This is a genomic window from Catellatospora sp. NPDC049133 (assembly GCF_040648455.1).
Classification (GTDB): Bacteria; Actinomycetota; Actinomycetes; order Mycobacteriales; family Micromonosporaceae; genus Catellatospora; species Catellatospora aurea.
Genome location: NZ_JBEZDT010000037.1, coordinates 5,053 through 19,912 on the forward strand (window position 1 = coordinate 5,053; position 14,860 = coordinate 19,912).

Annotated in this window: 14 protein-coding genes; 2 read left to right on the plus strand and 12 right to left on the minus strand. The window is 72.9% G+C overall.

All coding sequences use genetic code 11. The features are described 5' to 3' along the window. Positions 1-95: 95 nt before the first annotated feature. The 9 genes from argH to AB0B35_RS33005 form a co-directional block, all read right to left on the minus strand. Positions 96-1,529 carry an argininosuccinate lyase gene (argH, locus tag AB0B35_RS32965; RefSeq protein WP_361053029.1) on the minus strand — a complete coding sequence of 478 codons (1,434 nt, stop codon included), beginning with the start codon at positions 1,527-1,529 and terminating at the stop codon, positions 96-98. Positions 1,530-1,614: 85 nt separating this feature from the next. Continuing rightward, positions 1,615-2,145 (minus strand): arginine repressor, encoded by a 531-nt coding sequence (locus tag AB0B35_RS32970; RefSeq protein ID WP_361053032.1) that lies wholly within the window; start codon positions 2,143-2,145, stop codon positions 1,615-1,617. A 58-nt stretch (positions 2,146-2,203) separates the two neighbouring features. Next, a complete protein-coding gene (argF, locus tag AB0B35_RS32975; protein WP_361053034.1) occupies positions 2,204-3,142 on the minus strand; it encodes an ornithine carbamoyltransferase in 939 nt (312 codons plus the stop codon). Continuing rightward, the gene (locus AB0B35_RS32980) at positions 3,139-4,413 is read right to left on the minus strand and encodes an acetylornithine transaminase (RefSeq protein WP_361053037.1); all 1,275 of its coding nucleotides are present in this window, start codon (positions 4,411-4,413) and stop codon (positions 3,139-3,141) included. Before AB0B35_RS32980 ends, argF begins: the two co-directional genes overlap by 4 nt. Beyond that, positions 4,410-5,318, minus strand: coding sequence for an acetylglutamate kinase (argB, locus tag AB0B35_RS32985; RefSeq protein WP_361053039.1), 909 nt, complete (start codon positions 5,316-5,318; stop codon positions 4,410-4,412). The genes AB0B35_RS32980 and argB overlap by 4 nt, the downstream gene beginning before the upstream one ends. A 67-nt stretch (positions 5,319-5,385) precedes the next feature. After that, complete coding sequence (argJ, locus tag AB0B35_RS32990) at positions 5,386-6,540, minus strand: bifunctional glutamate N-acetyltransferase/amino-acid acetyltransferase ArgJ (RefSeq protein ID WP_361053043.1); 1,155 nt, start codon at positions 6,538-6,540, stop codon at positions 5,386-5,388. Next, positions 6,537-7,550 carry an N-acetyl-gamma-glutamyl-phosphate reductase gene (argC, locus tag AB0B35_RS32995; RefSeq protein WP_360538683.1) on the minus strand — a complete coding sequence of 338 codons (1,014 nt, stop codon included), beginning with the start codon at positions 7,548-7,550 and terminating at the stop codon, positions 6,537-6,539. Before argC ends, argJ begins: the two co-directional genes overlap by 4 nt. 80 nt (positions 7,551-7,630) lie before the next feature. Next, a complete protein-coding gene (locus AB0B35_RS33000) occupies positions 7,631-7,882 on the minus strand; it encodes a hypothetical protein (protein ID WP_361053047.1) in 252 nt (83 codons plus the stop codon). After that, on the minus strand, positions 7,879-8,559 hold the full coding sequence (locus tag AB0B35_RS33005) for a TNT domain-containing protein (protein WP_361053049.1): 681 nt from the start codon (positions 8,557-8,559) through the stop codon (positions 7,879-7,881). The genes AB0B35_RS33000 and AB0B35_RS33005 overlap by 4 nt, the downstream gene beginning before the upstream one ends. A gap of 107 nt (positions 8,560-8,666) precedes the next feature. On the opposite strand from AB0B35_RS33005, the gene AB0B35_RS33010 reads away from it, so the two are divergent. Beyond that, entirely contained in the window at positions 8,667-9,272 is a 606-nt protein-coding gene (locus tag AB0B35_RS33010) for a helix-turn-helix domain-containing protein (RefSeq protein ID WP_361053052.1), read from the plus strand. After that, positions 9,269-10,537: an MFS transporter gene (locus AB0B35_RS33015; protein ID WP_361053055.1), complete on the plus strand. Its 1,269-nt coding sequence runs from the start codon at positions 9,269-9,271 to the stop codon at positions 10,535-10,537. Before AB0B35_RS33010 ends, AB0B35_RS33015 begins: the two co-directional genes overlap by 4 nt. A gap of 231 nt (positions 10,538-10,768) precedes the next feature. Here the strand turns inward: AB0B35_RS33015 and AB0B35_RS33020 are convergent, their stop codons facing one another. The 3 genes from AB0B35_RS33020 to pheT are packed head-to-tail and all read right to left on the minus strand — an operon-like array spanning position 10,769 to position 14,858. Beyond that, the gene (locus AB0B35_RS33020; protein ID WP_361053058.1) at positions 10,769-11,479 is read right to left on the minus strand and encodes a pyrimidine reductase family protein; all 711 of its coding nucleotides are present in this window, start codon (positions 11,477-11,479) and stop codon (positions 10,769-10,771) included. 8 nt (positions 11,480-11,487) lie between these two features. Further along, positions 11,488-12,378: a dihydropteroate synthase gene (folP, locus tag AB0B35_RS33025; RefSeq protein WP_361053061.1), complete on the minus strand. Its 891-nt coding sequence runs from the start codon at positions 12,376-12,378 to the stop codon at positions 11,488-11,490. Then, entirely contained in the window at positions 12,378-14,858 is a 2,481-nt protein-coding gene (pheT, locus tag AB0B35_RS33030; RefSeq protein WP_361053065.1) for a phenylalanine--tRNA ligase subunit beta, read from the minus strand. The genes folP and pheT overlap by 1 nt, the downstream gene beginning before the upstream one ends. Between the last annotated feature and the right edge of the window lie 2 nt (positions 14,859-14,860).

Sequence of the window (14,860 nt, forward strand, 5' to 3'; positions counted from 1 at the left end):
TAGTTCAACTGGGTTTGCGTTCTTTATCGGCGGTCGGACCGCAGATCATGACCGCAAACAGCGATCTTCAGCGCCGCGCCGAAGGCCGGGGCGGGTCAGTGGGGGACGACGGATTCGGCGGACCAGGTGTGCCAGGTCTTGAGTTGGTCGGTGACCGAGGCGAGCTGGTCGGCCACGGGGCCGGGGCCGGTGGAGCCGGGGGTGGTGCGGGCGGCGAGGGCCGATTTGACGGTGAGCACGTCGCGCACCGACGGGTCCAGGTGCTCGCTGACGGTGGCCAGGTCGCTGTCACTGACCTCGTGCAGTTCGCATTCGCGCACCGAGCACAGGGCCACCAGCTTGCCGGTGATCTCGTGCGCGTCGCGGAACGGCACGCCCTTGCGGACCAGCCAGTCCGCCACCTCGGTGGCCAGGGAGAAGCCGACGGGCGCGGACGCGGCGAGCCGGTCCACCCGTACCGTCATGGTGGAGATCATCCCGGCGAGCGCGGGCAGCACGAGGGTGAGCGTGTCGACGGCGTCGAAGACGGGCTCCTTGTCCTCCTGCATGTCCCGGTCGTACGTCAGGGGCAGGCCCTTGAGCATGGTCAGCACGTTGACCAGCCCGCCGATGAGGCGGCCGGCCTTGCCCCGGGCCAGCTCGGCGATGTCGGCGTTCTTCTTCTGCGGCATGATCGACGAGCCGGTGGCGAAGGCGTCGTCCAGCTCGACCCAGCCGAACTCGTACGACGTCCACAGCACCACCTCCTCGCCGAGCCGGGACAGGTGCACGCCGAGCAGCGCGGTGATGAACAGGAACTCGGCGACGAAGTCGCGGTCGCTGACGGCGTCCATCGAGTTGGGGAACGAGGTGCGGAAGCCGAGTTCCTTGGCGACCGCGCCGGGGTCGAGCGGCAGGCCGGAGCCGGCCAGGGCGCCCGCGCCGAGCGGGCTGACCGCGGTGCGCTCGTCCCAGTCGCGCAGCCGGTCGAGGTCGCGCAGCAGCGGCTGCACGTGGGCGAGCAGCCAGTGGCCGAAGGTGACCGGCTGGGCGTGCTGCACATGGGTCAGGCCGGGGGCGGGGGTGTCGACGTGGCGGCCGGCCTGCTCGGTGAGCGCGTCGGCGAGTTCGGTGATGCGCCCGGCCAGGTCGCGGGCGTGGTCGCGCAGGTAGAGGCGCAGGTCGGTGGCGACCTGGTCGTTGCGGGAGCGGCCGGCGCGCAGCTTGCCGCCGAGCGTGCCGAGGCGCTCCAGCAGGCCGCGTTCGAGGGCGGTGTGCACGTCCTCGTCCTCGATGGTGGGCCGGAACGTGCCGGTGGCCACGGCGGCGTCGAGGTCGTCGATGGCGGCCAGCATCTTGCCGAGCTCGTCGGGGTCGAGCAGGCCGGCGGCGGCCAGGACGCGGGCGTGGGCGCGCGAGCCGGCGAGGTCGTACGGCGCGAGCCGCCAGTCGAAGTGCACGCTGACCGACAGCCGTGCCAGTGCCTCGGCGGGTCCGTCCGCGAACCGCCCTCCCCAGAGCCGGGTCATGTTCTGTTCCGTCCTTCGCATTTGTTGATCATGAAGTTATGGCAGGGACACGCCGTCGAACCGTGCCATAAGTTCATGATCGACGGGGTGGGGCGTGCGGGGTGGGTCAGGTGAGGTCGTCGTCGAGGGGGGCCAGGTCATCGGTGGTGTCGAGGCCGGCCCAGGTGGCGAACTTGGCGGCTAGGGCTTCGCCGCCGGCGGGGTCGCGGGCGACGACGAAGATGGTGTCGTCGCCGGCGATGGTGCCGACCAGGTCCGGCAGGCCGCTGCGGTCGATGGCGCTCGCCAGGTAGTGGGCCGCGCCGGGCGGGGTGCGCAGGACCGCGAGGTTGCCGCTGTGGTCGGTGCCGTTGAGGACCTCGCGGAGCAGGCGGATCAGGCGGGCCGGCCCGATCGTGGCCGGGCGCAGGGCCGGGTGGCCGTCCTCGGGGATCAGGTAGACCGCCGGTGCGCCGTCGCGGCCGCGTACCTTGACCGCGCCCAGCTCCTCCAGGTCACGGGACAGGGTCGCCTGGGTGACCTGCACGCCGTCCGCCGCGAGCAGCTCCGCGAGCTGGGTCTGCGACGTCACCGCGCCGCTGCGGATCAGCTCCTCGATCCGGGCGTGGCGCGCGGTACGAGTCATCGGCGCGGTCATGCCTCAACCTCCGTCCGCTCGGGCGTCTCATGTGCACCGTAAGGCATGGCGGTGCGCCTCACGCGTGCTCCATGAGGAACGTCAGCAGCGCCTTCTGCGCATGCAGTCTGTTCTCCGCCTGGTCGAAGACCGCGCTCGCCGCGCCGTCCATCACCTCGTCCGTGATCTCCTCGCCCCGGTGCGCGGGCAGGCAGTGCAGCACGATCGCGTCCGGGTCGGCGTGGGCGAGCAGCGCGGCATTGATCTGGTACGGCAGGAACGGCGTGATCCGGTCCAGCCCGTCGCCCTCGTGGCCCATCGAGGTCCAGGTGTCCGTGGCGATCACGTCCGCCCCGGACACGGCGTCCTTGGCCTCGGTGTACTCGGTGACCGAACCGCCGGTGCGGGCCGCGACCGCGGCCGCCTGGGCCAGGATCTCGCGGTCGGGGGTGAACCCGAACGGCCCGGCGATACGCACGTGCATGCCCGCCACGGCCCCGCCGAGCAGGTACGAGTGCGCCATGTTGTTGGCGGCGTCGCCGACGTAGGTCAGCGTGCGGCCCTGGGTGTGCCCCAGCCGCTGCCGGACCGTCTGCAGGTCGGCGAGCACCTGGCAGGGGTGGAAGTGGTTGGTCAGCGCGTTGACGACGGGCACGGTCGCCGCGGCGGCCAGCTCCTCGATCCGGGTGTCCTCGAAGGTCCGGATCACGATCGCGTCGACGTAGCGGGACAGCACCTTCGCCGCGTCCGACATGGTCTCGCCCCGGCCGAAGTGCGTGTTCGTGGCGTCGATGAGGACGGCGTGCGCGCCGAGTTCGGAGATGCCGACCTCGAACGACACCCGGGTGCGCAGCGACGGCTTCTCGAACAGCACGGCGATCGACTTGCCCGCCAGGGCCTTGCGGTGCCCGCGCCGGTTCTCGGCGTACTCCTGGGCGAGCGTGAGGACCTGGTCCTGCTCGGCCGAGGTCAGGTCGTCGTCGCGCAGGAAGTGCCGTCTGCTCGGCGTGGCGGTCATGCGGAGGCTCCGGTCTCGGTGGGGGAACCGGCCTGCGCGACGATCGCGGGCTGGGCCGGTGTCTCGGGCTGGGTCTGGGGCGCGACGAGGTCGAGGACCGTGCCGAGCGCGGCCAGGAACGCGTCGGCCTGGGCGCTCGTGAGGATCAGCGGCGGGGCCAGCCGGATCACGTCCGGCTGCGCGGCGTTGACGATGAACCCGGCGTCCAGCAGCGCCTTCTGCACGGCCGGGGCGACCGGCGCGGTGAGCACGACGCCGAGCAGCAGGCCGGCGCCGCGTACGCCGTCGACCAGCGGGTGGTCCAGGGCCTCGACGCCGCGGCGGATCCGCTCGCCGATCCGCTTGACGTGGTCGAGCAGGCCGTCGGCGGCGATGGTGCGCAGCACCGCCAGGGCCGCGGCGCAGGCGACAGGGTTGCCGCCGAAGGTGGTGCCGTGCTGGCCCGGGGTGAACAGCGCGGCCGCGCCGCCCGGGTGCGACTGGGCGAACGCGCCGTCGGCGAACGCGATGGTCGCGCCGATGGGCAGGCCGCCGCCGAGGCCCTTGGCCAGGGTGATCACGTCGGGGGTGACGCCCTCGGCCTGGTGGGCGAACCAGTGGCCGGTGCGGCCGACGCCGGTCTGCACCTCGTCGAGCACCAGCAGCGCGCCGTGCCGGGCGGTGATCTCCCGGGCCGCGGCGAGGAAGCCGGGCGGGGCCGGGACGACACCCGCCTCCCCCATGATCGGCTCCAGGATGACCATGGCGGTCTGGTCGCTGACGGCGGCGGCCAGGGCCGCGGTGTCGCCGTACGGGATGTGCGTGACGTCGCCCGGCAGCGGCCGGAACGGGTCGGCCTTGGCGGGCTGGCCGGTCAGTGCGAGCGCGCCCATGGTGCGGCCGTGGAACGCCTGCTCGCAGGCGACGACGTGGGTGCGCCCGGTGCGCCGGGCCAGCTTGAACGCGGCCTCGTTGGCCTCCGCGCCCGAGTTGGCGAAGAACACCCGGCCGGGGCGGCCGGTCAGCGCGAGCAGCAGCTCGGCCAGGGCGACCGGCGGCTCGGCGACGAACAGGTTGGACACGTGCCCGAGCTGCGAGATCTGCTTGGTGACCGCGGCGACGACGGCCGGGTGGCCGTGGCCGAGCGCGTTGACCGCGATCCCGGACAGCAGGTCGACGTAGGAGCGGCCCGCCTCGTCCACCACGACCGAACCCGCCCCGCTGACCAGGGCCAGCGGCGGGGTGCCGTAGTTGTCCATCAGCGACTGCTGCCACCGCTGCGTCAGCGTCATGGCTTCTCCCCGCTCGTGTCGTCGGCGCCGGGCCGCATGGTCTGGTCATCGGGGACGACCATGGTGCCGAACCCCTCGTCGGTGAAGATCTCCAGCAGGGTGGAGTGCGGGACCCGGCCGTCGACGACGACCGCGGACGGCACCCCGCCCCGCACGGCCCGCAGGCAGGCTTCCATCTTGGGCACCATGCCCGCCGACAGCGTCGGCAGCAGCGCGTCCAGCTCCTTGGCCGTCATCTTCGAGATCAGGCTGTCGGTGTCCGGCCAGTTCGCGTAGACGCCGGGCACGTCGGTGAGCACGATCAGCTTGCGCGCGCCCAGCGCGATGGCGAGCGCTGCGGCGGCCGTGTCGGCGTTGAGGTTGTGCGCCACGCCGTGCACGTCCGGGGCGACCGTGGACACCACCGGGATGTGCCCGGTCGCGAGCAGGGCGTCGACCAGCGAGGTGTCGACGCTGAGCACGTCGCCGACCTGGCCGATGTCGACCGGCTCGCCGTCGATGACGGCCGGGCGGCGTACCGCTGTGAACAGCCCCGCGTCGTCGCCGGCCAGGCCGACCGCATGCGGGCCGTGGCCGTTGATCTCGGTGACCAGGTCCTTGCCGACCGACAGCAGCACCATGCGCACCACGCTCATCGCCTCGGCGGTGGTGACCCGCAGGCCGCCCTTGAACTCCGAGGCGATGCCCATCCGGTCGAGCATGGCCGAGATCTGCGGGCCGCCGCCGTGCACCACGACCGGGCGCAGCCCGACGGCACGCAGGTAGGCCATGTCGGCGGCGAACGAGGCACGCAGCTCGGGCGTGGTCATCGCGTGGCCGCCGTACTTGACCACGATCGTCTCGCCGCGCAGCTCCGTCAGCCACGGCAGCGTCGCGACCAGCGCGGCGGGATCCAGTCCGCTCATGCCTTCTCCTCGCTGCGCTCGTCGGCAGCATGTCCGCCGGCCCGCACGATGAGCTCGCTCCGCTCGCTCATGACGAGTACGCCGAGTTCTCGTGCACGTACGCGTGGGACAGGTCGTTGGTCCAGACGGTGGCGCTGTCGTCGCCGGCGTTGAGGTCCACGGTGATGCGCACGTCGACCCCGGACAGGTCCACCTTGCTGCGGTCCTCGGCCGCGGCACCCGCGCGGCAGACCCACACGTCGTTGATGGCCACGTCCAGCTCGTCGGCCTCGAAGACGGCGTCGGTGCAGCCGACCGCGGCCAGGATCCGGCCCCAGTTCGGGTCCTTGCCGAACAGCGCGGTCTTGACCAGGTTGTTGCGCGCGATCTCGTGCCCGACGACGACCGCGTCCTCCTCCGAGGCGGCGTTGACGACCTCGATGGCGATCTGCTTGGTGTGCCCCTCGGCATCGGCGAGCAACTGCTGGGCCAGGGAGTGGCAGGCCTGGGTGACCGCGGCGGTCAGCTCCTCCTGGGTCGGCTCGACGCCGGACGCGCCCGAGGCCAGCAGCAGCACCGTGTCGTTGGTCGACATGCAGCCGTCGGAGTCGAGCCGGTCGAAGGTGAGCCGGCAGGCCTCGCGCAGCGCCTCGTCGAGGGCGTCCGCGCCGGCCACCGCGTCGGTGGTGAGCACGCACAGCATCGTCGCCAGGGACGGGGCGAGCATGCCCGCGCCCTTGGCCATGCCGCCGACGGTCCAGCCGTCGCCGGTGATCTCCACGACCTTGGGCCGGGTGTCGGTGGTCATGATGGCCTCCGCCGCGGCGAAGCCGCCCGCCTTGGCCAGCGCCTTGGCCGCGCCGTCGACGCCGGCCAGCAGCTTGGGCATGGGCAGCCGCTCGCCGATCAGCCCGGTCGAGCAGACCGCGACCTGGCCCGCGCCCATGCCGCCGAGGCGGGAGGCGACGTACTCGGCGGTGGAGTGGGTGTCCTGGAAGCCGCCGGGGCCGGTGCAGGCGTTCGCGCCGCCGGAGTTGAGCACGACGACCTTGACCGCCCGGCCTCGGACGACCTGCTGCGACCAGAGCACCGGGGCGGCCTTGACCCGGTTGGCGGTGAACACGCCCGCGGCGGTGGCGTCGGGGCCGTCGTTGACGACCAGCGCCAGGTCCAGCGCGCCGGTGCTCTTCAGCCCGGCGGCGACACCCGCGGCCCGGAAGCCCTTGGGGGAGGTGACCGTCATGGTGCCACTCCGTACACAGACAGGCCGGAGGTCTCCGGCAGCTCGAACATGATGTTGGCGCACTGGACGGCCTGGGCCGCGGCGCCGCGGCCGAGATTGTCGATCGCGCTGACCACGATGATCCGGCCGCTGTCGACATCCACGGTGGCCTGCAGGTGAGCCGAAGCCGAACCCAGGGTGGCGGCGGTGTGCGGCCAGGCGCCCTCGGGCAGCAGGTGCACCAGCGGCTCGTCGGCGTACGCGTCGGCGAGCACCGCGCGGACCACGCCCGCGGTGATGTCGCAGTTGGTGGGCTTGGCGGTGACCGTGGCCAGGATGCCCCGCGGCATCGGCGCGAGCACCGGGGTGAACGACAGGCTCGTCGCGCCGGTGGCCTGCTTGATCTCCGGCACGTGCTGGTGCGCGCCCACCTTGTACGGGCTGAGGTCGCCCATCACCTCGCTGCCCAGCAGGTGCAGCTTGGCCGACTTGCCCGCACCCGAGGTGCCGGAGGCGGCGACCACGACCACGTCGTCGGGCTCGGCCAGCCCGCTGTGCAGCAGGGGCGCGAGCGCGAGCGTGGTGGCCACGGCGTAGCAGCCGGTGGCGGCGACCCGGGACGAGCCGGCGATCAGCTCGCGCTGGCCGGGCAGCTCGGGCAGGCCGTAGGTCCACGCCCCGGCGTGCTCGCCGCCGTAGTAGCGGGTCCACGCGGCCGCGTCGTGCAGCCGGTGGTCCGCGCCCAGGTCGACGACCTTCGCCGAGGCGGGCAGGGCGGCCGCGACGGCACCGGACTCGCCGTGCGGCAGGGCCAGGAAGACAAGGTCGGCGTCGGTGAAGGCCTCGGGGGTGGTCTCGGTCAGAATGAGGTCGAGCCCGGTGAGGTGCGGGTGCACCGCGGCGACGGGCTTGCCCGCCTGGCTGTGCGCCGTGGCCGCGACGAGTTCGAACTCGGGGTGCCCGGCGATGAGGCGCAGCAGCTCGCCGCCCGCATAACCGCTCGCCCCGGCGACGCCGATCCGGATTCCCATACCTACCTCCGCATAAACATTCGCCATGAGCATACGACTCGGTGCATGTTCATGCAAATGAGGCTCGCGTCACTCATCGCCTAATCATCGGGGAAACCGGTAAGCACCTCGTAGAAGCGGGTGCAGGCGGCGGCCTCGGTGTCGAGGACCTCGCGCACGTCGTACACCCCGCGCTCGTAGGAACCGATCTCCCAGCGCTCGCCGGCCGGGCGCAGGAACCAGAAGTCGGTAGGGATCGGCACGTGCTCGTGCACGCCCGGCACCTGGAACGACTCCGGCGCCTGCCCGGTCTCCAGCAGCGCGGTGACGAGCACGTGCCGATCCGGGATCACCCGCGCACCGCCGGCAGCTCCTCGACCAGGTAGCCGTGGTCCAGCAGCCAGGTCACGCTCAGCTGGGTCCCGGCCTCAGGCACATACGCGCCCATCAGCTTGTACTGCATGCCCATGCCGTGCTGGCCGAACCAGGGCGCGGTCATGCCCGCGTCCACGGTGAACGGCTTGGCCACGCAGTACACGTGGTAGTTGGCCTGCGGCGCGCCCTGCGGCGTGTTCAGGTTCTGCGGCGGCAGCGCCCGCTCGGCGTACGGCGTGCGCACCGGGGCCAGGAAGGAGCCGCCCGCGAAGCCGAAGCGGTCGAGCCGCGCGCCGACGGCCAGCTCGACCGGGTTGCGGTCGACCATGTCGCCGTGGGTCATGAAGCCGTCGTTGGGCGGGTAGACCCAGTTCGCGCCGTCGCGGAACCGCGCGACGAAGTCGGCCTCGGTCAGCGTGCCGAACCGCTGGTAGCCGTGCAGCAGCGGGCCGACCACGCCGGAGCGCGGCAGCGGCTTCGGTCCCAGTTCCGGACGGGCGGGGTCGAAGAACTTCGCGGTCGCCGGCGCGATCGCGGGCGTGCCGGGCCGGCACTCGCCCCGGCCGTAGCCGAGCGCTGCGGACGCGTCGGCGGCCGGTGCGAGCGGGACGAGCAGTGCCGCGGCGAGCGCGGCGACCAGGAGACGGATTTTCACAAAACCCCCGTTAGTGAACCAATAGGCGTGATCACTAACGGACGGGAGGGCGATGGGGTTGCTCTGTCGACTCCCCAAGAAACGTTTGATGGTCTAGACTCCCCAACATGTCTTTGGGAGACGAGGAGCCGACCGGGCGTACGGTCACCGGCGACCTGCGCGCCCTGGCCCACCCGATCCGGCTGCGCATCCTGTCGCTGCTCACCGGCGCCGAGATGACCGCCGCCGAGATCGCCCGCGAGCTGGGCATCACCCACGCCAACGCGAGCTACCACCTGCGGCTGCTGCTCAACGCGGACTCGATCGAGGTCGCCGGGGAGGAGAAGATCCGGGGCGGGCAGGCCAAGCGCTACCGGTACGACGTCGCCAAGGCCTTCACCCCGCGCGGCGACCAGGCACACCCACGGCCCGACGACGTCCAGATCGTGTACGCCGCACTCGCCGCCGAACTCCAGCGCCGCGCCCGCTCCATCGTCACCGGCCCCGCCGCCGTCGGCACCCTCACCGACGCCGAGCTGTGGCTCGACCTCGACGAGTGGAAGGCGATCCGCGACCGGATCGCCCGGGCCAGCGAGCACATGCACCGCATCGCCCGGCGCCCGCACACCCCGGGCACGGTGCCCGTCAGCGCCACCATCGCCCTGTTCCGCCTGCAGGACGACAGCATCAGCGCCACGAGCGCGTCCCCCACCCCCGCCGAGGAGCAGGCATGACCACCTTCCGCGAATCGCTCGCGCCGCTGCGCCACGCCCCGTTCCGCCATCTGGTCACCGGCCGGGTGGTCAGTCTGCTCGGCAACGCCGTCGCGCCGATCGCGCTGGCGTTCGCGGTGCTCGACCTGACCCGCTCCCCCGTCGCCCTCGGCCTGGTCGTCGGCGCACGGTCGGTGACCAACGTGCTGTTCGTGCTCTTCGGCGGTGTGCTGGCCGACCGGCTGCCCCGCAACCTGGTCATGGTCGGTTCCAGCGTGCTGGCCGCGCTCACCCAGGCCGCCGTCGCCGCGTTGGTGCTCACCGGCACGGCGACGATCCCGCTGCTGATCGGGCTGAGCGCGGTCAACGGCATGGTCAGCGCCATCGCGATGCCCGCCACCGCCGCGCTGCTGCCGCAGACCGTGCCCGCCGACCTGCTCACCCCGGCCAACGCCCTGAACCGGCTCGGCGGCAACACCGCCATGATCGCGGGAGCCGCGCTGGGCGGCATCCTCGTCGCCGCCGTCGGCCCCGGCTGGGGCCTGGCCGCCGACGCCGCCACCTTCGCACTGAGCGCGCTCGCGTTCGCCCTGGTCCGCGTGCCGAACGTCCGCGACCGAGCCGTGCCGCGCGAAAGCACCCTGCATGAACTGCGCGTCGGCTGGACCGAGTTCGTCTCGCGCAGCTGGGTGTGGTCGATCGTGCTGGCGTTCATGTTCATCAACGCGGCGCACAGCGGCGGCATGAACGTGCTCGGCCCCACCGTCGCCGACCACACCATCGGCCGCTCCGGCTGGGGCACCGTGCTCGCCGCGAGCACCACCGGCATGGTCGCCGGGGCCGTGGTGGCGCTGCGCCTGCGGCTGCGCCGTCCGCTGCTGGTCGGGTGCGTCAGCACGCTCGGCTTCGCGCTGCCGACGCTCGCCCTGGCCGAGCTGCCGACCCTGCCGGTGCTGATGATCGCCGGATTCATCGCCGGGTTCGCCGTCGAGCAGTTCGCCATCGCGTGGGACTCGGCCCTGCAGCGGCACGTGCCCGCGGACCGGCTCGCGCGGGTGTACTCGTACGACATGCTCGGCTCGTTCCTTGCCATCCCGGTCGGCCAGGTCGCCGCGGGTCCGCTCGCCGCGTGGATCGGCACCCGCAACGCCCTGCTGTGCGCGGCGGGGGTCATGGTGCTCGGGGTGCTCGGCATGCTCACCAACCGCGGCGTACGCCACCTGCGCGCCGACACCCCCGTCACGCCGGCCGCCTCGGCCCGCCAACCCGCCCCGACCGCGGCCTGACCCACCCCGCTCCGCTTCCGGCCGCCCCCGCCCCCGTGCCCACGGACACGACCCGCATGCCGGGTGCCACGGACACGACCCGTGCGGCGTGCACGGCGGGCCCGACTCGCACCAAGGTCGTCCGACTTGCCAGGCACATGGGCGAATGCGTCTTCAAGATACGCACAGGTGCCAGGCAAGTCTGACGATCTTCGCGCCGCCCGTGCCGCCGCTCCCGTCCCAGAGGGCAGGTCAGGGGCGGGTGTGGCGGAGGAAGAGGTGGGTGCCGTCCGTCAGGACGTGGGCGGGGGTCAGCCGGTGGGGGGTGGACGGGGGGCCGGCGACGATGCGGACCGAGCCGGGGCCGGCCAGGGTCGGGCTGACGGTGAGGCAGAGCTCGTCGACCAGGTCGGCGGCGACCAGGCTGCCGAGCAGGTGCGGTCCGCCCTCGCAGAGGATCTGGGTCAGGCCGCGCGCGGCCAGCTCGGCGACCAGCACGGCCGCGTCGACCGAGGAGTCGCCGCAGTCGATCACTTCGGCCGGCTCGGGGTACGCGTGCGGCGCGGCGGCATGGGTGATGACGATCGGGCGTGCGGGCGGGTCGGCGAAGAACCTGTCCGGGATGTCGCCGGCGCGGGTCACCACCGCGAAGCGCGGGTGCGGGGTGAGTCCCTGGGCGACCCGCCAGGCCTGGGCGCCGGCGTCGAGCAGGGTCGCGCCGTACCCCTCGACCCGGATCGTGCCCGCGCCGACCACGACCACGTCGGCCTGCATCCGCAGACGCTTCATCAGGTCCTGGTCGGCGGGGCTGCCCAGCGAGCCGGAGCGGCCCTCCAGGGTGGCCGCCCCGTCCAGCGAGGTGATCATGTTGACCCGCAGCAGCGGCCGGTCCGCACGCGGATACGCCGCGAGCAGCTCGGACTCGGACAGCTCATCGGCGGGTTCGGGCGACAGCCTGCGCATACGCGACCTCACATGTTGTGCACGGTGTAGGCCGGCTGCCGCCAGCCCAGGATCGCCTCGGTCATGCGCACCGCGTCGACGGACTCGCGCACGTTGTGCATGCGCACGATCCGGGCCCCGAGCATGATCGAGGCGACCGCGGCGGCGAGGCTGCCGGACAGCCGCTCCCCCTGCGGCCGGTCGAGCGTCTCGCCGACGAAGTCCTTGTTGGAGACCGCGGCGAGCATCGGGTAGCCGACCGCGGCGATCTCCGGCAGCCGCCGGGTCAGCTCCAGGGTGTGGAACGTGTTCTTGTTCAGGTCGTGGCCCGGATCGATGACGATCTGGTCGGGGCGCACCCCGCGCTCCAGCGCGACGGCCACCCGCGAGCGCAGGAACTCCGCGATCTCGCTCGCCACGTCGGCGTACTGCGGGCGCGGGAAGTGCGTGCGCGGCTTCGCCCGGCTGTGCGTCACGATCAGCTGGCTGTGCGGGTGCGCCGCCACCAGATCGGCCAGCGCCGGGTCGTGCAGGCCGGTGGTGTCGTTGACGACGTGCGCGCCCCCGTCCAGGCACGCCTGGGCCACGTCGGCGCGGAACGTGTCCACGCTGATCACCAGGTGCGGGTGCCGCTCGGCGGTGGCCCGCACCACCGGCAGCACCCGCTCCAGCTCGACGTCGGCGTGGACCTCGCCGCCCTCGGGGGAGAACTTCACCCCGCCGATGTCGACCCAGTCCGCGCCGGCGGCGGCCGCGGCATCCACTGCCGCGACCGCCGCGTCGAGCGCGTACGTGGCCCCCTTGTCGTAGAACGAGTCGGGGGTCCGGTTCACCACCGCCATCACCGCGACCTGGCGGTCGAAGTCGAACTCGCGTCCGGCGATGACCCGCTTCGCAGCGGTGATGTCGGGGATGAACATCAGGCGCCGCGCAGGACCGCGCCGAAGCGCTGCGCCGTGACGGCCACCGCCGCGTCCCGGGCCGCGACCGCTTCCTCGACGGTCAGGGTCCGGTCCGGCGCGCGGAACGTCAGCTTGTACGCCAGCGAGCGCTGACCGGCGCCGAGCTGCTCGGACGTGTACACGTCGAACAGCCGCACCGACTCCAGCAGCGGACCCGCGCCCTCGGCCAGGGCCGCCTCGACCTGCGCCGCGGGCACCTGCGACGGCAGCACGAGGGCCACGTCGATCAGCGCCGGCGGGTACGTCGAGAACACCGGCGGCGGGGTCGGCCCCGGCAGCGGCACCGCGTCCAGGTTCAGCTCCATCGCGCAGGTGCGCTTGGGCAGGTCCAGCGCGGCGCACACGGCCGGGTGCAGTTCGCCCGCGTGCCCGACGACGACGCCGTCGACCGAGATCGCGGCGCACCGGCCCGGGTGCCACGGCGACTGCTGGGCGGCGGCGACACCGATCGACGCGTCCGGCACGGCCGAGGCCGCCAGCACCTCCCGCGCGGCCTGCACGGCGTCCGACCACGACGCCGCCCGGCCGGGACCCCACCAGCCGGAGCGCTCGAACTCGCCGGCCAGCACGACGGCCACGTGCCACGGCTGCACCGGGACGGAGGCGTTCGCCTTCTCCCACAGCGCCGGGTCGGGCCGGCCCGCCACACCCATCACCGGCGGCACACCGGCGGACAGGTCGGGCAGGAAGACCAGGCCCTGCTCGAACAGCGCGACGTCGCGCTGCCCGCGGCCGACGTTGCGCTTGAGCGCGGTCAGCAGCGGCGGCAGCAGGCTCGTCCGCATCAGCGGTTCCTCGTCGGACAGCGGGTTGGCCAGCCGCACCGCGTCGGTCGGCAGGCCGAGCGCGGACAGCGCGGTCGCGGACACGAACGGGTACGACAGCACCTCGACGTAGCCCTGCTCGGCCAGCGAGCGCCCGACCGAGCGCTTGCGGCGCTGCGCCGGGGTGAGGCCGTTGCCGGGCGGGGCGATCGGCAGCACGCTGGGCACGTTCTCGAAGCCGTCCAGGCGGACGACCTCCTCGACGAGGTCCGCGGGCTGGCGCAGGTCCGGCCGCCAGGACGGGGTGATCACGTCGACGCGGTCGTCGTACACCGCGACGTCGCAGCCGACCTCGGTGAGCACGTCACCGACGCGGTCGACGGAGTAGTCCACGCCGATCAGCCGGCTGGGCTCGGTCGCCGCCATCGAGATCATGGTCGGGTCGCCGGGGTGGTTCAGGTCGAGGATCTCCGCGCCCGCCGTGCCGCCGCCGTGCTCGACGAGCAGGCTCACGGCGCGCTCGATCGCGACCAGGCACAGCTGCCGGTCGACGCCGCGCTCCCAGCGCTTGGCGGCCTCGCTGAACAGCTTGTGCCGCCGCGCCGTGCGCCCGACCATCGTCGGGTCCCAGTGCGCCGCCTCGAACAGCACGTTGACCGTGCCGTCGACGACCTCGGACGTCTGCCCGCCCATCACGGCGGCCAGCGACACGGGGCCGGTGTCGTCGCAGATCACCATGTCCTCGGCGGACAGCACTCGCGCCTGACCGTCCAGGGTGGTGAGCTTCTCGCCCTCGGTGGCCCGGCGCACCACGAGACCGCCGGTGATCCGGTCGGCGTCGAAGGCGTGCATCGGCTGGCCGAGTTCGAGCATCACGTAGTTGGTGATGTCGATGGCCAGGCCGAGCGTACGGACACCGGCGGTGAGCAGGCGCTTGGCCATCCAGTCCGGGGTCGGCGCGGACGGGTCGATCCCGCGCACCAGCCGGGCGGCGAACCGGTCGCAGCCCTGGGTGTCCTGGATGGTCACCGGCCAGGCCGGGGTCGCGGTGCCGCCGGGGGCGGGCGCGAGGCCGGGGTCGGTGAACCGGCCCTTGAACGCGTGGCCGAGCTCCCGGGCCAGGCCGCGCACCGACATCTGGTACCCGCGGTCGGGCGTGACCGTGACGTGCACCTCGATGTCGTCGAGGCCGACCACCGGGCGCGCGTCGTCGCCCGGCTGCGCCTGCACCGACTCGGGAAGCACGATGATGCCCTCGTGGTCGCCGGACAGGCCCAGCTCCGCCGCGGAGCAGATCATGCCGTGCGAGTTGCGGCCGTACGTCTTGCGCGCGCCGATGGTGAAGCCGCCGGGCAGCACACCGCCGGGCAGGATCACCACGACGCGGTCGCCCTCGGCGAAGTTGCGGGCCCCGCAGACGATCTCCTGCGGCGCGCCGGTGCCGTTGGCCTGGCCCACGTCCACGGTGCAGAAGCGGATCGGCTTCTTGAACTCGGTCAGCTCCTCGATGGTCAGCACCTTGCCGACCACCAGCGAACCCTGCACCGAGTGGCGCTGGTCCGCGATCTCCTCGACCTCGATGCCGAGGTTGTTCAGCGCGAGGTCGAGATCGGCCTCGGTGAGGTCCGCGGGCAGCTCGACATGCTCACGCAGCCATGACAGTCCGACCTTCATGG